The organism is Rickettsia endosymbiont of Urophora cardui, from assembly GCF_964030725.1.
Lineage (GTDB): Bacteria > Pseudomonadota > Alphaproteobacteria > Rickettsiales > Rickettsiaceae > Rickettsia.
On sequence record NZ_CAXIPY010000003.1, the window covers coordinates 62,255 to 83,376 of the forward strand.

A 21,122-nucleotide genomic window follows, 5' to 3' on the forward strand; every position below is an offset into this window, starting at 1 on the left:
AAATGGGGGTAAGTAATAATATAACCATGTTGTACGGATGGTCAGAAAGAGGAACAAGAGCTTACTCAGAGCAAGCAGGTTTTGCTACTGAGCGAGTAAATATAGTTGCTGGTTATAATAAGGGCACCAAAGAATTAATCTCTCAGGGTTTAATTCCCCGAAGCTCTGCTTCGTGATATCATAAGAAACAACTAAAACTTTTTTAGATACCTCGTAGCTCTGCTGCGAGGAGCATCATTTGCTCCGTTAGAGCATTCCGGTTATATTGGATAAGCAATTATTTAATCAGTGGGTAGGTGAGTGATTATGCCCATCACTAAAACCTGGACAATGTGTAATAATGGATAATGCGAGTATTCATAAGTCACCGTTGGTAAAGGAATTAATAGAAAAAGCGGGTTGTACTCTTATTTAGTCCGTCCGCCAAAACTCTACAAGCCTTATAGATAATATGGTTTTAAGACAAGAAGTAATACAACAATCCGTAAGAAAATGATAAAATATGGTCATAAACCTTATGGATTTCAGTCAATGCCAATAGACAACATTATCAAATCGCAAGAACAAGGGAAACTGTTTGGTTATAAATTAAAAGAAGAATTAAACCCAAATAATAAGCTATATAAATTAAGAGAATTAATAAATTGGTCTAGGCTCGAAGAGTGGTTATCAAAAAATGTTTGTATTAAGAAATTTGGTAGAAATAGAAAATGTCATAGAGTGATGCTTGGCATAACGATGCTACAAGCAATGTATAATTTTTCAGATTCATTATCAGAGGAAGAGCTAAAAGAGAATATGTATTGGCAGTATTTCTGCGGGTGGGAATATATAGAAAAAGACATAGCTATCTCGGAAACTAGTATACGACGGTTTCGTAGTGTATTAGGTGAAGCTGGATATAATGAGATATTATCGGAGTTGATCAGGGTTGGGATAAAAACTAACACAATTAAAAAAAAAGATTTGGAATTAATCATCGCTGATACGACTGTACAAATTAAGAATATCAAACACCCACACGATGTTTATTTAATGGATAAAGCTAGGCTTAGCATAGTAAAGCTTTGCAACAGTTTGGGTATACATTTGAATGAAACATACGCTAGAACCTATAAACGCGATATAGTAAAGCTATGGAAATATAAAGAACATAGTAAAGCCAAGAAGCGTTGGAAAATAATGAAGCATTTAAAAATATTACTGGGTCGTTTGATTAGAGTATGTGAGCGTGAGATCAAAAATAAGCAATTAAACTTGTCTCTCAAAAATCAAGAAGTATTGCAAAAAATAAAACAAATACATAACCAATCTGTTTTAAAAAGAGAAGCTAAAAAGCAATATAAAGAAGATAACAAAGTATTATATAGTTTTCATGCCCCTGAAGTAGAGTGTATAGGAAAGGGAAAACGCAACAAGCCATATGAGTTTGGCAACAAAGTAGCGGTAGTAGTAAGTGGTCGTAGAAATTTTGTTTTATCCGCAAAATCGTTTCATAATAATCCTTATGATGGTCATACATTGCATCAGAGCTTTGAAGCAGTAGAGAGTGTCACTGGAATCAAGATAAAGAAATCATTTGTTGATCTTGGGTATAGTGGTAGCAATGTAAAGGAGAAGAGTAAGGTATATACCCCAAAAACGCGGAAGAAGTTGTTACAAGAGGACAAGTCTATGATCAAGAGACGCAGTGCCATAGAACCAATAATAGGTCACTTAAAGCAATATGGTCGGATGGGTAGAAACTTCTTGAAAGGTATGATAGGAGATATTATCAATCCAATAATCTCTGCTATTGGTTTGAATTTACGATGCATTGCAAATCATTTACAAATCGTGTCTAACTCCACATAAATCAAAAATATCATCATGCAAAAACTAGATGAACGATAAAAAATCGTTAACAATAGCTCCATATCAAAATTAGACCAACACAGAAATGTATCAGTAAAAATTAACATAACTTATTAATTTTTATTGAAAATCTTAGCAATTTGTTGTCAAAACTCTATCCCATTACAAATGATCAGGATTTGAAGTGTTTTTGGCGGATAGACTATTTATCTACCGGTCTATTCTCCAGATTTAAATTCTATTGAACACTGTTGGGCTAATTTTAAAAATTACTTGAGAAAAATTATTAAAAACCTTAAAGATTTTTGTGATGCAATAACGGCAGCAATGGTAAAAACCTTCCCGTGTTAGCTATAATTTCATAACGATCTTCTATGTGCTCACAAATTTTACACAAATAATCATCTAGTTCTTGATTGAATATTACTCTTCTATACTTTGCCGGCGTTACTAAATGATATATTAGTACTGTGACATTATGACTCTTATGTATATAACTGCTTTCTTCCATTCAAGTAGTATATCACGAAGCAGAGCTTCGGGGAATTAAACCCTGAGAGATTAACAGGAGATATCTATGCCTTGTATGCTCTAGGTTCATTCTATTTTTTAGTATATTAAAGGCTCTGTCTCATCAATTGTGTAAATTTCGTGAACCATTAAATTCTACCATCAAATTTGATCATAAAATGAGCCATAGCTTCATTCCAATTGGGGATAGGCATAGACCATTTTTTGGTAATATAATCAATTGTCAGATATAAAACTTTAAATACTGCGTCATCATTTGGAAAGATGCGTTTATTCTTAGTAACTTTTCTCAATTGGCTATTCAGCGATTCTATCGCATTTGTAGTGTAAATAATCTTACGAATCTCCTTTGGATATTGCAAGAAAATTATCAAATTATCCCAATTATTATACCAAGATTTAGCTATATGCGGATATTGCTTACTCCATTTTTGATCAAATGACTCAAGAGCTAATTCTGCTTCTTTTTCAGTAGCAGAAGTATAGATTAGTTTCAAATCCGCTGCTAATTGCTTTCTATCTTTATATGATACATATTTGAGGCTATTCCTGATCTGATGGACAATACAAATTTGATGTTCAGTTTTCGGATATACTGATGCAATAGCATCAGACATACCAGTTAGATTATCACTACAAGCAATTAAGATATCTTTTACTCCTCGATTCTTCATTTCAGTAAAATTACCAAGCCAAAATTTAGCTCCTTCATTCTCACTTATCCATAAGCCTAAAATATCCTTTCTGCCAGATAAATCTATTCCTAAAGCTACATATACTGATTTATTAATAATAAGTTTATCTTGTCTTACTTTCACTACTAAACAGTCAAAATATACTATAGGGTATACTGATTCAAGAGGTCTACTCTGCCAAATCTTGACCTCATCTATTACTTCATCTGTAATCCTGCTGATTAGGCTCTCACTGATCTCAGCTCCATATAATTCTTGCAATTGTGTTTTAATATCAGACACACTCATACCCTTCGCATATAAGGATATTATCTTTTGGTCTAAGCCATCTATTCTTGTTTGTTTCTTTGAGACTATTATAGGTTCAAATTTACCTTGTCTGTCTCTTGGAACATTTATCTCTATAGTACCATTCTCACTAATCAGATTCTTACTAAAACTACCATTCCTCGCATTCTCAGTTTCAGCTCTATCATACTTGCTATAACCTAAATGTTCTGACATCTCAGCATGCAGTGCTCGCTCTAAAATACCCTTGGTTAATTCCTTAATTAATCCATTCTGACTTAGTACTGTTTTTAAATCTACTCCGCCTTCTATCAGCAAATCTATTGCTTCATTTATTTTTTTATTCTTCTCTATTTGCATTTCTGTTACCTATATTTTTAATTACTTCTAATATAGGCTCAACAAAAATTTACACAATCATTGCAAAAGACTCACATTAAATACTGATTCAATTAATGATCGTTTACGTAACATAGCTTTATCTTCTAATTCTAGTAAATAATTCTTCATATCCTTGCGAATATTAGTTATCATTCTTAAATTTCTAGAATAGAGTTTAAACCATAACTCTTTACAAATATATGCTTTATCACCAAATACCTTACCTGTTATCTTCTGAGTTATAGATTCAAGAACAGATAAATCAGCTCTATTTGCTTTTGTTATTTTAACAGCTATAATCTCTGCTTTATGATTAATGATTAAATGTAATTTAAATCCCATAAACCAACCATAACTACTCATCCCAACTTTGGCAATTTTACCAAAAACTCTATTACTAGAAGTGCGCTTAGCATGACAAATAGATAGTTTTGTTGAATCAATAAAATATATTCCCGTATCTTCACCTCGTAGTAATTGCAACATTATTGACAATGGCAATATTAACCTTGGCCATAATTGTACTATTCTACTATAACATGGTAAATTAAAGTAACCCTTATATTTATGCGGTAAGTAGTATAAATAATAGTTTTTAAAGTCCTTGCAAGGCGATAGATAAAAATATATGACTATTGTCATCAATTCTGCAAGACTTAATTTTCCTATTCTATGCCTTTGCTGATTTGTTGATAATAGACGGTGTTCTATCCATTCTTCATATATTTTACAAAAATTATCTACTAAATAATATACAGTTATGATACATCTTTTCATGTTGAGTTACTGATCTTTTATTAAAAAAATCTATCATAACTCAACATTAATCTCCTTTAAACCCTTTATCTATAAGCTTTCTATCTATCCCTTATCCTAAATTAGCGTTACAAGAAATCTTAGCTCCATAAAATCTTTTACGCCCTCTTGTTTTTTGCTCCTCTGTATATATTTTGTAAATACTGCGATTAATCCCTGTTGGGTTAAATTCCCCGTGCTTGACTAACGAATATTAGAATTACCCTCAACGAACATTAAAATTACCTATAAAAAAGAAGTAACTATGGACAGTAAAATCGAATAAAAATTTATTTTTAAATATTTAAATATTATTCGAGAATTACTGATGACGATAGTGGACTGAAAAATCAAGACAAAAAAATGAGTAGTATGTTTTCCTAATTTTTCGATTATCAGGCAGCAATTTGCTGATAATTTTGCATATAATTCAGATATACATTCATAGGCTTTTTATAACCAATACTTGAATGAAATCTGTGATAATTATATTTATTCAGATAATGATCAATCCCCTCTTTTAACTCTTTAACATTGTTAAAATCATTAATAAAGATACAATTATATTTTAAAGTTCTAAAAAACCTTTCTATTACTATATTATCAATACTTCTACCTTGGCCATTCATTGAAATTTGGATATCATGCTCCTTGAGAATATTTATGTGGTCATAACTGGTATATTGGCTACCTTGATCACTATTAAATATCTGTGGAGCGTTATACTTACTGAGAGCTTGTTTCAAGACATCAGTTACAAGAGATGCATCCATAGAATTTGACAGTTTATAGCTCAATATGGCCTTGCTATGCCAATCTATAATAGCTGCCATATACATAAAGCCACCATTAGTTCTAATGTAAGTAATGTCACCACTCCAAACCTCATTCACATTAGGCACATACACTTGCTTTGTTGAGCCAGATTTAGTCCAATATTGATCAAGTAAGTAGCTATAGATCTTATGCTCACTATCGTTTCGAGAAGTAGATTTTTTCTTATGTGGGTAAATAGCTTCTATACCCATCATCCTCATATATTTCAGTACTCGATCTTTACCGACAATAAAACCATCTTCTAGTAACTGTTGATGAATATAGCGATAACCAAATTCAGGATTATCTGTATATATTTCATCTATTCTATTTAAAATACTTAATTTATTTATACTCATCTCCTTGGATTTATAGTAGGCTGTAGATCGACTAATCTTTAATAGTTCACACTGTCTTGATTTTGAGAGTTGATTTAGCTTGGAGTGTACAAGACTCTTTTTATTTGATAAATCCAAGCTTTTGAGCTTTCCCACGGCCCAGTCCCTCTCAACTGTGATTCTACCAAGAGCTTTAGCAAGCTCATCATTTTGCTCTTGTAAATGATTTATTTGTTCTTGATATTCACTCAAAACTTTAGCTGGTTCAAAAGCTAATGCCGCATTACCTAAAAACTGTTTTTTCCAATTTTGAATTGTTTTAACACTTATTGCATATTTTGAAGCTAACTGACCAAGTGTCGACTCCTCTTTTATTAATTCTAATACTATCCCCGTTTTTTCTGAAGCACTGAAAATTTTTACTTTATTTTTCTTCATCTTTCCTCTTAAGTTTATTGCTATTTATTCTAACTTATTGCGGAAACACACTCCTTCATTTTTTTGTCCAATTTTTTTAGTCCATTATAGACATGTACAAATAACCAAGTAGGTATTTTAATGCAAAAGATCAAAAAATATAATCAGATAATTTCTGCTGCAAAAGCAGGTATGAGTGTAAAAACGGCACGTAAGTATTTACGTATTAATAAGTATCCAAGCGAATTACGCACAATACGTAAATATAGGACACGTAAGGATCCATTTGTGAAGCACTGGGATGAAATAGAATCAATGCTAGAATCAGCACCGGAGTTGCAAGCAACTACCATATTAGCATATTTGACAGAAAAGTATCATGGGAATTATAATGGGAAGCAATTACGCTGTTTGCAGAAAAGGTTGAAACAATGGAGAGCTGCACATGGTAAGGATAAGACAGTAATCTTTTTACAAAATATTCTTCCTGGCAAACAGAGTCAGTCTGATTGGACCAATATGAATCAATTGGGTATTTGTATTGGTGGGCAACCATATCCTCACTTACTATTTCATTTTATGTTGCCTTATTCATGTTGGGAAACTTTTAGCATATGCCATAGTGAAAGTTTTGATACATTAGCATCAGGGTTTGAAAAAGCTGTATGGGAGTTAGGTGGAGTTTATAATGGACTAATGGTATGGACCTCCTGATATAGAGAATGAAAAGCAGTTGCTAATCTTCTAGGGTTAATATTTAACATATTAAAACAACAATTAAGGAGGTCCATATGGAGGTTACTACAATTGGTATAGATATTGCAAAAAGAATTTTTCAAATTCATGGTGTAGATAAAAATGGCAAGACAGTATTAAAGAAAAAATTGATGAGAGATCAGGTTTTGACATTTATGGCTAATTTACCACAATGTTTAGTAGGGATGGAAGCTTGTGGTGGTTCTAGTTATTGGGCAAGAGAAATAACTAAATTAGGGCATGAAGTAAAACTAATGGCACCGCAATTTGTCAAACCATATGTTAAAACTAATAAAAATGATCAAGCAGATGCTGAAGCGATATGTGAAGCCGTGACAAGACCTAATATGAGATTTGTTGCAATTAAAACTATAGAGCAACAAGAAATTTTATCAATACATAGGGTAAGAGAGAGATTGGTAAAAAATCGTACAGCACTTGCTAATGAAATTAGGGGGCTACTACATGAGTTTGGTTTTATTGTTCCTCAAGGCATTAATAAGGTTATCACAAAATTAATTGAGATTTTAGATGCAGGGAAATTAAGCCAGTTAAGTTATCAAACATTTAGTGAACTAAAAGAAGAATTCTTAGATAATAACAGAAAAATAAAAGAGATAGAAAAACGATTAACAATGATAGCAAGTAACCTAACTCAATATCAACGATTAAGAGCTATACCTGGTCTTGGTTTAATTACTGCTACTGCTTTAATAGCATCAATAGGTAATGCTACAAGTTTTGAGAATGGCAGGCAATTATCGGCATGGCTAGGATTAGTGCCAAGACAACATTCAAGTGGTGGGAAGGATAAGCTGCTGGGAATTAGCAAGCGAGGTGATGTATACTTACGCACTTTATTAATTCAAGGGGCTAGAGCTGTACTAAATGCCAAGATAAGATTTACATCGGAAGAACAGAAATCTAAAAAAGATTTTAGCCAATTTACGAAATGGATGTTTAATTTATCTGAGCGAAGTAGCCATAATAAAACGACAGTTGCCATAGCTAATAAGTTGGCAAGAGTGGTGTTTGCTGTACTAAGATCAGGAGATGATTATGTAGAGAGTAAAGTTTGTAGCTAAAGAGTGTGTAGCATAGCACTTATAAGTAAAATAAATGGTGATTTATATAATGAATAGGTAAAAGCAAAACAATATGTAAGAGATTCCAACCCGAAATATGCTTGAGATAATTAATATTGATGGTAAATAAGACAAACCTTAGCTTACAAAAAAACTGCGTTTTTCAGTGGCTCTTTTAGAAGCCGATGGACTGATAAGTATATAGTTTGTAAGCCAGCGAATTCCATCAGGGCTGTAGAATAAATTAGGTTGATTTATCAGCTATAAGCCGGATACATGACTGCATTTGTTTGTTTTTATTATTGATGTTATTTTTTTCTTGCATTCTACAGGAGGTCCATACATGAAAAAATTGGACAAAAAAATGAAGGAGTGTGTTTCCGCAATAAGTTAGAATAAATAGCAATAAACTTAAGAGGAAAGATGAAGAAAAATAAAGTAAAAATTTTCAGTGCTTCAGAAAAAACGGGGATAGTATTAGAAATGATGCTCCTCGCAGCAGAGCTACGAGGTATCTAAAAAAGTTTTAGTTGTTTCTTATGATATCACGAAGCAGAGCTTCGGGGAATTAAACCCTGAGAGATTAATAAAAGAGGAGTCGACACTTGGTCAGTTAGCTTCAAAATATGCAATAAGTGTTAAAACAATTCAAAATTGGAAAAAACAGTTTTTAGGTAATGCGGCATGGCTTTGTTGCATAAATAAGCTTTTGAATTGTAATAGTTGAGATTATATCTTACATTTAGTAAAATAAATTAATTATTAAATGGAGATAAAGAATGAACTTAAATCAAAAAATAATAAAACCAAAATTAGGTTTACTTGAATTAGCTAAGAGCCTTGGTAGTATATCATCAGCATGTAAAGCGATGGGATATAGTAGAGATAGTTATTACAGATTTAAAGAACTGTATGAAACTGGTGGCGAAGAAGCGTTGTATGAAATTAGTCGAAGAAAGCCAATAATAGCGAATAGAGTTGATCCTGCTGTAGAGAAAGCAGTACTAGATATGGCAATAGAATATCCAGCATATGGTCAGCTAAGAGTATCAAATGAGCTTAAAAAGACAGGTGTACTTGTATCACCTGGGGGAGTAAGATCAATTTGGTTACGTAATGATTTAAACAACATCAGTAAAAGACTTAAAGCATTAGAAGCAAAAATGGCTCAAGATGGTATTGTGCTTACTGAGGCACAATTACAAGTGCTAGAGAAGCGTCGTAATGAAAAAGAAGCTCATGGAGAAATTGAGACACAGCATCCAGGGTATCTAGGATGCCAAGATACATATTATGTAGGCAACTTTAAGGGTATAGGTAAGGTTTATTCTCAGGTATTTATTGATAGCTACAGCAGAGTAGCTGATGTTAAACTATATACTGATAAAACAGCTTTAACTGCTGCTGATATGCTTAATGACCGAGTGTTACCATGGTATGAGACTCAAGGGATACCAATACTTCGTATTCTGACAGATCGTGGGTCAGAATATAAGGGGAATATAGAGCATCATGCTTTTGAATTATTTCTAAGTATCGAAGGTATAGAGCATACTACTACTAAAGCATATTCTCCTCAAACAAACGGTATGTGTGAGCGTTTTAATAAAACCATGAAACAAGAATTGGCTCTGTCTCATCAATTGTGTAAATTTCGTGAACCATTAAATTCTACCATCAAATTTGATCATAAAATGAGCCATAGCTTCATTCCAATTGGGGATAGGCATAGACCATTTTTTGGTAATATAATCAATTGTCAGATATAAAACTTTAAATACTGCGTCATCATTTGGAAAGATGCGTTTATTCTTAGTAACTTTTCTCAATTGGCTATTCAGCGATTCTATCGCATTTGTAGTGTAAATAATCTTACGAATCTCCTTTGGATATTGCAAGAAAATTATCAAATTATCCCAATTATTATACCAAGATTTAGCTATATGCGGATATTGCTTACTCCATTTTTGATCAAATGACTCAAGAGCTAATTCTGCTTCTTTTTCAGTAGCAGAAGTATAGATTAGTTTCAAATCCGCTGCTAATTGCTTTCTATCTTTATATGATACATATTTGAGGCTATTCCTGATCTGATGGACAATACAAATTTGATGTTCAGTTTTCGGATATACTGATGCAATAGCATCAGACATACCAGTTAGATTATCACTACAAGCAATTAAGATATCTTTTACTCCTCGATTCTTCATTTCAGTAAAATTACCAAGCCAAAATTTAGCTCCTTCATTCTCACTTATCCATAAGCCTAAAATATCCTTTCTGCCAGATAAATCTATTCCTAAAGCTACATATACTGATTTATTAATAATAAGTTTATCTTGTCTTACTTTCACTACTAAACAGTCAAAATATACTATAGGGTATACTGATTCAAGAGGTCTACTCTGCCAAATCTTGACCTCATCTATTACTTCATCTGTAATCCTGCTGATTAGGCTCTCACTGATCTCAGCTCCATATAATTCTTGCAATTGTGTTTTAATATCAGACACACTCATACCCTTCGCATATAAGGATATTATCTTTTGGTCTAAGCCATCTATTCTTGTTTGTTTCTTTGAGACTATTATAGGTTCAAATTTACCTTGTCTGTCTCTTGGAACATTTATCTCTATAGTACCATTCTCACTAATCAGATTCTTACTAAAACTACCATTCCTCGCATTCTCAGTTTCAGCTCTATCATACTTGCTATAACCTAAATGTTCTGACATCTCAGCATGCAGTGCTCGCTCTAAAATACCCTTGGTTAATTCCTTAATTAATCCATTCTGACTTAGTACTGTTTTTAAATCTACTCCGCCTTCTATCAGCAAATCTATTGCTTCATTTATTTTTTTATTCTTCTCTATTTGCATTTCTGTTACCTATATTTTTAATTACTTCTAATATAGGCTCAACAAAAATTTACACAATCATTGCAAAAGACTCCAAGAATTCTTTGATACAGCTATGCGGAAAAAGATTTATACAGATCTTGATGACCTACAATTAGATCTTGATATCTGGCTAGAGTATTTCAATAATGAAAGACCTCATTCTGGTAAATATTGTTATGGAAAAACTCCTATGCAAACTTTTAAGGGTAAATTCCAGTATTAATTAAGCCAGATTTATATTTTCTTCCCATACCTCATTGGGTGTTTTATAACCGAGCACTTTTCTTGGTAAATTATTTAAAAAATCCTCAATTTCTTGTAATTGCTTTATTGTTAATCTCTCAGGGTTTAATTCCCCGAAGCTCTGCTTCGTGATATCATAAGAAACAACTAAAACTTTTTTAGATACCTCGTAGCTCTGCTGCGAGGAGCATCATTTTTTTTATATCTAAAGATTTAGAGTATACTCTGTGCACCATTGAGTTAATCTTCTCTATCAATGGTTTTTGCCATGGAGAATAAGGATTGCAAAAATATACTTTTCGTTCAGATTTTGGCAATAGTTGTTCATGATTGGTAAATTCTTTGCCATTATCTAACGTTATGCTTTTGATTATATGCGACAATTGTTTAAGTTTTTTATTCATGTTACCAATCACATCTTGTGTTCTTTTTGAACGGTTTAACGTGAGAAACACTTTTTGTGTTCTGATATCCACAAGAGCGCCTATATTACGACTTTGATTACCTTTGTTAAAAGTTAAATCACCTTATACATGACCTATTGCTGCTATCTTTCTATTTATCTCTGGTCTTTCAGTAATGGAAACTCGATTTGGTATTGTAATTCTTTTGTTTCTGATTCTTGTACCATGATGCAACCTATTTTTCCTTTTTCTTGCTAAAGATAAATATAATTTTTGCCTTTGTGCTATAGGAGATGTATAAATAAACTGGTATATACTCTCTGTAGAAATATTGACAGTATCTCGTGATAGTTTACGTCTACCTGAAATTATATCTGGTGAAATACCCTGTGTTAACTGCTTTATTATTTCTGCTCGTAAATTATTATCAATATCTAATTTTCTTTTTCTCTTACCTTGCCTTAAACTGCAAGCAAGTGTGTTAGCCCTATCTGGTCTATAATTATGCCTCATTCTCTTGAGTTCATAACATATAGTGCTTTTATCACGGCCAATCTTTGTCCCTATATATCGCGAGCTATAACCACTCTTATTCATTTCGTATATTTTAAATCTTTCATCTATCGTTAAATGAGCCATGATATATCTATATTTAAATGATGCTCCTCGTAGCTCTGCTGCGAGGAGCATCATTTAATTATAGAACTTCCCTTCATTCTCACTTATCCATAAGCCTAAAATATCCTTTCTGCCAGATAAATCTATTCCTAAAGCTACATATACTGATTTATTAATAATAAGTTTATCTTGTCTTACTTTCACTACTAAACAGTCAAAATATACTATAGGGTATACTGATTCAAGAGGTCTACTCTGCCAAATCTTGACCTCATCTATTACTTCATCTGTAATCCTGCTGATTAGGCTCTCACTGATCTCAGCTCCATATAATTCTTGCAATTGTGTTTTAATATCAGACACACTCATACCCTTCGCATATAAGGATATTATCTTTTGGTCTAAGCCATCTATTCTTGTTTGTTTCTTTGAGACTATTATAGGTTCAAATTTACCTTGTCTGTCTCTTGGAACATTTAGCTCTATAGTACCATTCTCACTAATCAGATTCTTACTAAAACTACCATTCCTCGCATTCTCAGTTTCAGCTCTATCATACTTGCTATAACCTAAATGTTCTGACATCTCAGCATGCAGTGCTCGCTCTAAAATACCCTTGGTTAATTCCTTAATTAATCCATTCTGACTTAGTACTGTTTTTAAATCTACTCCACCTTCTATCAGCAAATCTATTGCTTCATTTATTTTTTTATTCTTCTCTATTTGCATTTCTGTTACCTATATTTTTAATTACTTCTATAGCTAACACGGAAATGTTTCTACCACAGATTAGGAAACACTTAGGCATTGATCAATAATTTTATGTAAACAGTTTTTAAAGTTAGTCCAGCAATGTTTAATAGGATTTAGATCTGGTGAATATGTGAGTAAATACAAAAACTATGGTAAAAACCTTTGCGCGTTAGCTATAATATAGGCTCAACAAAAATTTACACAATCATTGCAAAAGACTCTACTCATTTTTTTGTCTTGATTTTTCATGTATGGACCTCCTGTAGAATGCAAGAAAAAAATAACATCAATAATAAAAACAAACAAATGCAGTCATGTATCCGGCTTATAGCTGATAAATCAACCTAATTTATTCTACAGCCCTGATGGAATTCGCTGGCTTACAAACTATATACTTATCAGTCCATCGGCTTCTAAAAGAGCCACTGAAAAACGCAGTTTTTTTGTAAGCTAAGGTTTGTCTTATTTACCATCAATATTAATTATCTCAAGCATATTTCGGGTTGGAATCTCTTACATATTGTTTTGCTTTTACCTATTCATTATATAAATCACCATTTATTTTACTTATAAGTGCTATGCTACACACTCTTTAGCTACAAACTTTACTCTCTACATAATCATCTCCTGATCTTAGTACAGCAAACACCACTCTTGCCAACTTATTAGCTATGGCAACTGTCGTTTTATTATGGCTACTTCGCTCAGATAAATTAAACATCCATTTCGTAAATTGGCTAAAATCTTTTTTAGATTTCTGTTCTTCCGATGTAAATCTTATCTTGGCATTTAGTACAGCTCTAGCCCCTTGAATTAATAAAGTGCGTAAGTATACATCACCTCGCTTGCTAATTCCCAGCAGCTTATCCTTCCCACCACTTGAATGTTGTCTTGGCACTAATCCTAGCCATGCCGATAATTGCCTGCCATTCTCAAAACTTGTAGCATTACCTATTGATGCTATTAAAGCAGTAGCAGTAATTAAACCAAGACCAGGTATAGCTCTTAATCGTTGATATTGAGTTAGGTTACTTGCTATCATTGTTAATCGTTTTTCTATCTCTTTTATTTTTCTGTTATTATCTAAGAATTCTTCTTTTAGTTCACTAAATGTTTGATAACTTAACTGGCTTAATTTCCCTGCATCTAAAATCTCAATTAATTTTGTGATAACCTTATTAATGCCTTGAGGAACAATAAAACCAAACTCATGTAGTAGCCCCCTAATTTCATTAGCAAGTGCTGTACGATTTTTTACCAATCTCTCTCTTACCCTATGTATTGATAAAATTTCTTGTTGCTCTATAGTTTTAATTGCAACAAATCTCATATTAGGTCTTGTCACGGCTTCACATATCGCTTCAGCATCTGCTTGATCATTTTTATTAGTTTTAACATATGGTTTGACAAATTGCGGTGCCATTAGTTTTACTTCATGCCCTAATTTAGTTATTTCTCTTGCCCAATAACTAGAACCACCACAAGCTTCCATCCCTACTAAACATTGTGGTAAATTAGCCATAAATGTCAAAACCTGATCTCTCATCAATTTTTTCTTTAATACTGTCTTGCCATTTTTATCTACACCATGAATTTGAAAAATTCTTTTTGCAATATCTATACCAATTGTAGTAACCTCCATATGGACCTCCTTAATTGTTGTTTTAATATGTTAAATATTAACCCTAGAAGATTAGCAACTGCTTTTCATTCTCTATATCAGGAGGTCCATACCATTAGTCCACTATCAACCTTTTCTGCAAACAGCGTAATTGCTTCCCATTATAATTCCCATGATACTTTTCTGTCAAATATGCTAATATGGTAGTTGCTTGCAACTCCGGTGCTGATTCTAGCATTGATTCTATTTCATCCCAGTGCTTCACAAATGGATCCTTACGTGTCCTATATTTACGTATTGTGCGTAATTCGCTTGGATACTTATTAATACGTAAATACTTACGTGCCGTTTTTACACTCATACCTGCTTTTGCAGCAGAAATTATCTGATTATATTTTTTGATCTTTTGCATTAAAATACCTACTTGGTTATTTGTACATGTCATCAGTAATTCTCGAATAATATTTAAATATTTAAAAATAAATTTTTATTCGATTTTACTGTCCATAGTTACTTCTTTTTTATAGGTAATTTTAATGTTCGTTGAGGGTAATTCTAATATTCGTTAGTCAAAATTCTACCATCAAATTTGATCATAAAATGAGCCATAGCTTCATTCCAATTTGGGGATAGGCATAGACCATTTTTTGGTAATATAATCAATTGTCAGATATAAAACCTTAAATACTGCGTCATCATTTGGAAAGATGCGTTTATTCTTAGTAACTTTTCTCAATTGGCTATTCAGCGATTCTATCGCATTTGTAGTGTAAATAATCTTACGAATCTCCTTTGGATATTGCAAGAAAATTATCAAATTATCCCAATTATTATACCAAGATTTAGCTATATGCGGATATTGCTTACTCCATTTTTGATCAAATGACTCAAGAGCTAATTCTGCTTCTTTTTCAGTAGCAGAAGTATAGATTAGTTTCAAATCCGCTGCTAATTGCTTTCTATCTTTATATGATACATATTTGAGGCTATTCCTGATCTGATGGACAATACAAATTTGATGTTCAGTTTTCGGGTATACTGATGCAATAGCATCAGACATACCAGTTAGATTATCACTACAAGCAATTAAGATATCTTTTACTCCTCTATTTTTCATCTCAGTAAAATTACCAAGCCAAAATTTAGCTCCTTCATTCTCACTTATCCATAAGCCTAAAATATCCTTTCTGCCAGATAAATCTATTCCTAAAGCTACATATACTGATTTATTAATAATAAGTTTATCTTGTCTTACTTTCACTACTAAACAGTCAAAATATACTATAGGGTATACTGATTCAAGCGGTCTACTCTGCCAAATCTTGACCTCATCTATTACTTCATCTGTAATCCTGCTGATTAGGCTCTCACTGATCTCAGCTCCATATAATTCTTGCAATTGTGTTTTAATATCAGACACACTCATACCCTTCGCATATAAGGATATTATCTTTTGGTCTAAGCCATCTATTCTTGTTTGTTTCTTTGAGACTATTATAGGTTCAAATTTACCTTGTCTGTCTCTTGGAACATTTAGCTCTATAGTACCATTCTCACTAATCAGATTCTTACTAAAACTACCATTCCTCGCATTCTCAGTTTCAGCTCTATCATACTTGCTATAACCTAAATGTTCTGACATCTCAGCATGCAGTGCTCGCTCTAAAATACCCTTGGTTAATTCCTTAAATGATGCTCCTCGCAGCAGAGCTACGAGGTATCTAAAAAAGTTTTAGTTGTTTCTTATGATATCACGAAGCAGAGCTTCGGGGAATTAAACCCTGAGAGATTAATCCATTCTGACTTAGTACTGTTTTTAAATCTACTCCGCCTTTTATCAGCAAATCTATTGCTTCATTTATTTTTTTATTCTTCTCTATTTGCATTTCTGTTACCTAGTCTATCCGCCAAAAACACTTCAAATCCTGATCATTTGTAATGGGATAGAGTTTTGACAACAAATTGCTAAGATTTTCAATAAAAATTAATAAGTTATGTTAATTTTTACTGATACATTTCTGTGTTGGTCTAATTTTGATATGGAGCTATTGTTAACGATTTTTTATCGTTCATCTAGTTTTTGCATGATGATATTTTTGATTTATGTGGAGTTAGACACGATTTGTAAATGATTTGCAATGCATCGTAAATTCAAACCAATAGCAGAGATTATTGGATTGATAATATCTCCTATCATACCTTTCAAGAAGTTTCTACCCATCCGACCATATTGCTTTAAGTGACCTATTATTGGTTCTATGGCACTGCGTCTCTTGATCATAGACTTGTCCTCTTGTAACAACTTCTTCCGCGTTTTTGGGGTATATACCTTACTCTTCTCCTTTACATTGCTACCACTATACCCAAGATCAACAAATGATTTCTTTATCTTGATTCCAGTGACACTCTCTACTGCTTCAAAGCTCTGATGCAATGTATGACCATCATAAGGATTATTATGAAACGATTTTGCGGATAAAACAAAATTTCTACGACCACTTACTACTACCGCTACTTTATTGCCAAACTCATATGGCTTGTTGCGTTTTCCCTTTCCTATACACTCTACTTCAGGGGCATGAAAACTATATAATACTTTGTTATCTTCTTTATATTGCTTTTTAGCTTCTCTTTTTAAAACAGATTGGTTATGTATTTGTTTTATTTTTTGCAATACTTCTTGATTTTTGAGAGACAAGTTTAATTGCTTATTTTTGATCTCACGCTCACATACTCTAATCAAACGACCCAGTAATATTTTTAAATGCTTCATTATTTTCCAACGCTTCTTGGCTTTACTATGTTCTTTATATTTCCATAGCTTTACTATATCGCGTTTATAGGTTCTAGCGTATGTTTCATTCAAATGTATACCCAAACTGTTGCAAAGCTTTACTATGCTAAGCCTAGCTTTATCCATTAAATAAACATCGTGTGGGTGTTTGATATTCTTAATTTGTACAGTCGTATCAGCGATGATTAATTCCAAATCTTTTTTTTTAATTGTGTTAGTTTTTATCCCAACCCTGATCAACTCCGATAATATCTCATTATATCCAGCTTCACCTAATACACTACGAAACCGTCGTATACTAGTTTCCGAGATAGCTATGTCTTTTTCTATATATTCCCACCCGCAGAAATACTGCCAATACATATTCTCTTTTAGCTCTTCCTCTGATAATGAATCTGAAAAATTATACATTGCTTGTAGCATCGTTATGCCAAGCATCACTCTATGACATTTTCTATTTCTACCAAATTTCTTAATACAAACATTTTTTGATAACCACTCTTCGAGCCTAGACCAATTTATTAATTCTCTTAATTTATATAGCTTATTATTTGGGTTTAATTCTTCTTTTAATTTATAACCAAACAGTTTCCCTTGTTCTTGCGATTTGATAATGTTGTCTATTGGCATTGACTGAAATCCATAAGGTTTATGACCATATTTTATCATTTTCTTACGGATTGTTGTATTACTTCTTGTCTTAAAACCATATTATCTATAAGGCTTGTAGAGTTTTGGCGGACGGACTACCTATATTTTTAATTACTTCTAATATAGCTAACACGGAAATGTTTCTACCACAGATTAGGAAAAACTTAGGCATTGATCAATAATTTTACGTAAACAGTTTTTAAAGTTAGTCCAGCAATGTTTAATAGGATTTAGATCTGGTGAATATGTGAGTAAATACAAAAACTATGGTAAAAACCTTTCCGCGTTAGCTATATAGGCTCAACAAAAATTTACACAATCATTGCAAAAGACTCGCGGATTTGAAACTAATCTATACAGGAGTTTCGCACTTAGCAAATAATATGCTAATCTAGAGAAAAATAGTTTTAGATAAAAATGACAAGATCAAAATGTAGCAAAGATTTATATAAATCATTCTTACAAGCAAGTAGTGTAAGATATACTAGCAAAGCATTATCTGAAGTAAGTCCATTAGATCTATCGCACGATAGTGCAAGTCGATGGTTAAAGAGTAAGGATTTTCGCCCTAGCGAAATCTATAGCAAAGTGTCAAAATATATTGATCTGGAAGATCCTTGTTTATTAGTGGGAGATGACACCTTATTGTCAAAGCAATACAGTAAGAGGATCGAGCTTGTAAATTATCAATATTCTGGGGCTGTACATGATGTTATACCTGGTATAGGAATGGTAAACTTACTGCATTACAATACTCAAATTGATCAATCTACTCCTGTAGATTATAGAATATATGATAAAGAAACTGATGGTAAAACAAAGAACGAGCATTTTTGTGATATGCTTACTTTAGCTAAAGAAAGAGGTATCAAGCCTGATGCTATAGTTATGGATGCTTGGTATAGTGGTTTGGATAATTTAAAACATATACGTAATTTAGGTTGGATATGGGTTACCAACCTAAGAAAAAATAGAAAAGTTAATCGTAATGTTAGCTTGGAAACTTTAGAGATTCCCGATGAAGGGCTAAAAATTCACCTACGTGGATACGGTTGGGTTACGGTATTTAAGTTTGTGGCAAAAAATGGTCGCATTGATTACATAACAACTAATTTAGAGAATCCTACACGTGAGCAAATAGAGAAAATTGTTAAGGCGCGTTGGTCTATAGAAGTTTATCATCGAGAATTGAAACAAACTTGTGGTATTGAATGCTGTCAGGCACGCACGGGTCGAGCTCAAAGAAATCATATTTGCCTTGCTGTATTGGCCTGGCTTGATATGAACAAAAGGAGGATAAATGAAAACATTACTTTATATCAACAAACTTGGGAAGTTATAAAAACATCAATTCAGAACAACATTAAATGGCTTCTAACTAATACACAATTTTGCTAAGTGCGAAACTCCTGCTATACTTCTGCTACTGAAAAAGAAGCAGAATTAGCTCTTGAGTCATTTGATCAAAAATGGAGTAAGCAATATCCGTATATAGCTAAATCTTGGTATAATAATTGGGATAATTTGATAATTTTCTTGTCTATCCGCCAAAAACACTTCAAATCCTGATCATTTGTAATGGGATAGAGTTTTGACAACAAATTGCTAAGATTTTCAATAAAAATTAATAAGTTATGTTAATTTTTACTGATACATTTCTGTGTTGGTCTAATTTTGATATGGAGCTATTGTTAACGATTTTTTATCGTTCATCTAGTTTTTGCATGATGATATTTTTGATTTATGTGGAGTTAGACACGATTTGTAAATGATTTGCAATGCATCGTAAATTCAAACCAATAGCAGAGATTATTGGATTGATAATATCTCCTATCATACCTTTCAAGAAGTTTCTACCCATCCGACCATATTGCTTTAAGTGACCTATTATTGGTTCTATGGCACTGCGTCTCTTGATCATAGACTTGTCCTCTTGTAACAACTTCTTCCGCGTTTTTGGGGTATATACCTTACTCTTCTCCTTTACATTGCTACCACTATACCCAAGATCAACAAATGATTTCTTTATCTTGATTCCAGTGACACTCTCTACTGCTTCAAAGCTCTGATGCAATGTATGACCATCATAAGGATTATTATGAAACGATTTTGCGGATAAAACAAAATTTCTACGACCACTTACTACTACCGCTACTTTATTGCCAAACTCATATGGCTTGTTGCGTTTTCCCTTTCCTATACACTCTACTTCAGGGGCATGAAAACTATATAATACTTTGTTATCTTCTTTATATTGCTTTTTAGCTTCTCTTTTTAAAACAGATTGGTTATGTATTTGTTTTATTTTTTGCAATACTTCTTGATTTTTGAGAGACAAGTTTAATTGCTTATTTTTGATCTCACGCTCACATACTCTAATCAAACGACCCAGTAATATTTTTAAATGCTTCATTATTTTCCAACGCTTCTTGGCTTTACTATGTTCTTTATATTTCCATAGCTTTACTATATCGCGTTTATAGGTTCTAGCGTATGTTTCATTCAAATGTATACCCAAACTGTTGCAAAGCTTTACTATGCTAAGCCTAGCTTTATCCATTAAATAAACATCGTGTGGGTGTTTGATATTCTTAATTTGTACAGTCGTATCAGCGATGATTAATTCCAAATCTTTTTTTTTAATTGTGTTAGTTTTTATCCCAACCCTGATCAACTCCGATAATATCTCATTATATCCAGCTTCACCTAATACACTACGAAACCGTCGTATACTAGTTTCCGAGATAGCTATGTCTTTTTCTATATATTCCCACCCGCAGAAATACTGCCAATACATATTCTCTTTTAGCTCTTCCTCTGATAATGAATCTGAAAAATTATACATTGCTTGTAGCATCGTTATGCCAAGCATCACTCTATGACATTTTCTATTTCTACCAAATTTCTTAATACAAACATTTTTTGATAACCACTCTTCGAGCCTAGACCAATTTATTAATTCTCTTAATTTATATAGCTTATTATTTGGGTTTAATTCTTCTTTTAATTTATAACCAAACAGTTTCCCTTGTTCTTGCGATTTGATAATGTTGTCTATTGGCATTGACTGAAATCCATAAGGTTTATGACCATATTTTATCATTTTCTTACGGATTGTTGTATTACTTCTTGTCTTAAAACCATATTATCTATAAGGCTTGTAGAGTTTTGGCGGACGGACT

At 32.6% G+C, this 21,122-nt stretch carries 13 protein-coding genes and 8 pseudogenes; 8 read left to right on the forward strand and 13 right to left on the reverse strand.

The annotated features are described in order from the left end of the window. The first annotated feature begins 492 nt into the window (after positions 1-492). Positions 493-1,854, forward strand: a complete 1,362-nt coding sequence (locus AAHI98_RS02965) for an IS5 family transposase (RefSeq protein WP_342224717.1) — start codon at positions 493-495, stop codon at positions 1,852-1,854. Positions 1,855-2,094: 240 nt separating this feature from the next. Beyond that, positions 2,095-2,205: a hypothetical protein gene (locus AAHI98_RS18075; protein WP_410526194.1), complete on the forward strand. Its 111-nt coding sequence runs from the start codon at positions 2,095-2,097 to the stop codon at positions 2,203-2,205. Between the two features lie 4 nt (positions 2,206-2,209). Here the strand turns inward: AAHI98_RS18075 and AAHI98_RS02970 are convergent. From AAHI98_RS02970 to AAHI98_RS02985, 4 genes and pseudogenes are all read right to left on the reverse strand, one after another. Further along, positions 2,210-2,365, reverse strand: a pseudogene (locus tag AAHI98_RS02970) (transposase); the annotation flags it as partial. Between the two features lie 148 nt (positions 2,366-2,513). Next, a complete protein-coding gene (locus AAHI98_RS02975) occupies positions 2,514-3,728 on the reverse strand; it encodes an IS256 family transposase (protein ID WP_342224684.1) in 1,215 nt (404 codons plus the stop codon). Positions 3,729-3,800: 72 nt separating this feature from the next. Then, positions 3,801-4,526 (reverse strand): annotated as a pseudogene (locus tag AAHI98_RS02980) (IS982 family transposase); the annotation flags it as partial. A gap of 413 nt (positions 4,527-4,939) precedes the next feature. Beyond that, positions 4,940-6,136, reverse strand: a complete 1,197-nt coding sequence (locus AAHI98_RS02985; RefSeq protein WP_342224752.1) for an IS3 family transposase — start codon at positions 6,134-6,136, stop codon at positions 4,940-4,942. Between the two features lie 120 nt (positions 6,137-6,256). Here AAHI98_RS02985 and AAHI98_RS02990 point away from each other — a divergent pair, with 120 nt between their 5' ends. The 3 genes and pseudogenes from AAHI98_RS02990 to AAHI98_RS03000 all read left to right on the forward strand — a co-directional run. Next, the gene (locus AAHI98_RS02990) at positions 6,257-6,829 is read left to right on the forward strand and encodes a hypothetical protein (protein ID WP_342225016.1); all 573 of its coding nucleotides are present in this window, start codon (positions 6,257-6,259) and stop codon (positions 6,827-6,829) included. Between the two features lie 77 nt (positions 6,830-6,906). Continuing rightward, the gene (locus AAHI98_RS02995) at positions 6,907-7,956 is read left to right on the forward strand and encodes an IS110 family RNA-guided transposase (protein WP_342224642.1); all 1,050 of its coding nucleotides are present in this window, start codon (positions 6,907-6,909) and stop codon (positions 7,954-7,956) included. A gap of 779 nt (positions 7,957-8,735) precedes the next feature. Then, a pseudogene (locus AAHI98_RS03000) lies at positions 8,736-9,638 on the forward strand (IS481 family transposase); the annotation flags it as partial. On the opposite strand, the gene AAHI98_RS03005 reads toward AAHI98_RS03000, so the two are convergent. After that, complete coding sequence (locus AAHI98_RS03005) at positions 9,621-10,835, reverse strand: IS256 family transposase (RefSeq protein WP_342224684.1); 1,215 nt, start codon at positions 10,833-10,835, stop codon at positions 9,621-9,623. The pseudogene AAHI98_RS03000 and the gene AAHI98_RS03005 sit on opposite strands and share 18 nt — an antisense overlap. A 73-nt stretch (positions 10,836-10,908) precedes the next feature. Here AAHI98_RS03005 and AAHI98_RS03010 point away from each other — a divergent pair. Continuing rightward, positions 10,909-11,079: pseudogene (locus tag AAHI98_RS03010) on the forward strand (IS481 family transposase); the annotation flags it as partial. Here the strand turns inward: AAHI98_RS03010 and AAHI98_RS18450 are convergent. From AAHI98_RS18450 to AAHI98_RS03050, 7 genes and pseudogenes are all read right to left on the reverse strand, one after another. Continuing rightward, a pseudogene (locus tag AAHI98_RS18450) lies at positions 11,080-12,142 on the reverse strand (IS30 family transposase). Between the two features lie 60 nt (positions 12,143-12,202). Next, a pseudogene (locus AAHI98_RS03025) lies at positions 12,203-12,850 on the reverse strand (IS256 family transposase); the annotation flags it as partial. A gap of 616 nt (positions 12,851-13,466) precedes the next feature. Further along, a complete protein-coding gene (locus AAHI98_RS03030) occupies positions 13,467-14,516 on the reverse strand; it encodes an IS110 family RNA-guided transposase (RefSeq protein WP_342224642.1) in 1,050 nt (349 codons plus the stop codon). A 94-nt stretch (positions 14,517-14,610) separates the two neighbouring features. Further along, the gene (locus AAHI98_RS03035; RefSeq protein ID WP_342224746.1) at positions 14,611-14,940 is read right to left on the reverse strand and encodes a hypothetical protein; all 330 of its coding nucleotides are present in this window, start codon (positions 14,938-14,940) and stop codon (positions 14,611-14,613) included. A gap of 110 nt (positions 14,941-15,050) precedes the next feature. Then, positions 15,051-16,182: pseudogene (locus tag AAHI98_RS03040) on the reverse strand (IS256 family transposase); the annotation flags it as partial. A 64-nt stretch (positions 16,183-16,246) separates the two neighbouring features. Continuing rightward, positions 16,247-16,381, reverse strand: coding sequence for a hypothetical protein (locus AAHI98_RS03045; protein WP_342224747.1), 135 nt, complete (start codon positions 16,379-16,381; stop codon positions 16,247-16,249). Positions 16,382-16,596: 215 nt separating this feature from the next. Further along, a complete protein-coding gene (locus AAHI98_RS03050) occupies positions 16,597-17,958 on the reverse strand; it encodes an IS5 family transposase (protein WP_342224717.1) in 1,362 nt (453 codons plus the stop codon). 399 nt (positions 17,959-18,357) lie between these two features. Between AAHI98_RS03050 and AAHI98_RS03055 the strand changes: the two genes are divergently transcribed. Together AAHI98_RS03055 and AAHI98_RS03060 are read left to right on the forward strand one after the other, a co-directional pair. Next, positions 18,358-19,338, forward strand: a complete 981-nt coding sequence (locus AAHI98_RS03055; protein ID WP_342224656.1) for an IS701 family transposase — start codon at positions 18,358-18,360, stop codon at positions 19,336-19,338. A 15-nt stretch (positions 19,339-19,353) separates the two neighbouring features. Beyond that, a pseudogene (locus AAHI98_RS03060) lies at positions 19,354-19,529 on the forward strand (transposase); the annotation flags it as partial. Positions 19,530-19,681: 152 nt separating this feature from the next. Here AAHI98_RS03060 and AAHI98_RS03065 read toward each other — a convergent pair. Further along, positions 19,682-21,043 (reverse strand): IS5 family transposase, encoded by a 1,362-nt coding sequence (locus AAHI98_RS03065; protein WP_342224717.1) that lies wholly within the window; start codon positions 21,041-21,043, stop codon positions 19,682-19,684. Between the last annotated feature and the right edge of the window lie 79 nt (positions 21,044-21,122).

Bases quoted from the DNA above. Each gene is read 5' to 3' on its own strand.
- AAHI98_RS02990 (WP_342225016.1), top strand. From the start codon at position 6,257: ATGCAAAAGATCAAAAAATATAATCAGATAATTTCTGCTGCAAAAGCA.
- AAHI98_RS02975 (WP_342224684.1), bottom strand. From the start codon at position 3,728: ATGCAAATAGAGAAGAATAAAAAAATAAATGAAGCAATAGATTTGCTG.
- AAHI98_RS03055 (WP_342224656.1), top strand. From the start codon at position 18,358: ATGACAAGATCAAAATGTAGCAAAGATTTATATAAATCATTCTTACAA.
- AAHI98_RS02965 (WP_342224717.1), top strand. From the start codon at position 493: ATGATAAAATATGGTCATAAACCTTATGGATTTCAGTCAATGCCAATA.
- AAHI98_RS02995 (WP_342224642.1), top strand. From the start codon at position 6,907: ATGGAGGTTACTACAATTGGTATAGATATTGCAAAAAGAATTTTTCAA.
- AAHI98_RS02985 (WP_342224752.1), bottom strand. From the start codon at position 6,136: ATGAAGAAAAATAAAGTAAAAATTTTCAGTGCTTCAGAAAAAACGGGG.
- AAHI98_RS03030 (WP_342224642.1), bottom strand. From the start codon at position 14,516: ATGGAGGTTACTACAATTGGTATAGATATTGCAAAAAGAATTTTTCAA.
- AAHI98_RS03065 (WP_342224717.1), bottom strand. From the start codon at position 21,043: ATGATAAAATATGGTCATAAACCTTATGGATTTCAGTCAATGCCAATA.
- AAHI98_RS03045 (WP_342224747.1), bottom strand. From the start codon at position 16,381: ATGCAAATAGAGAAGAATAAAAAAATAAATGAAGCAATAGATTTGCTG.
- AAHI98_RS03035 (WP_342224746.1), bottom strand. From the start codon at position 14,940: ATGACATGTACAAATAACCAAGTAGGTATTTTAATGCAAAAGATCAAA.
- AAHI98_RS03050 (WP_342224717.1), bottom strand. From the start codon at position 17,958: ATGATAAAATATGGTCATAAACCTTATGGATTTCAGTCAATGCCAATA.
- AAHI98_RS03005 (WP_342224684.1), bottom strand. From the start codon at position 10,835: ATGCAAATAGAGAAGAATAAAAAAATAAATGAAGCAATAGATTTGCTG.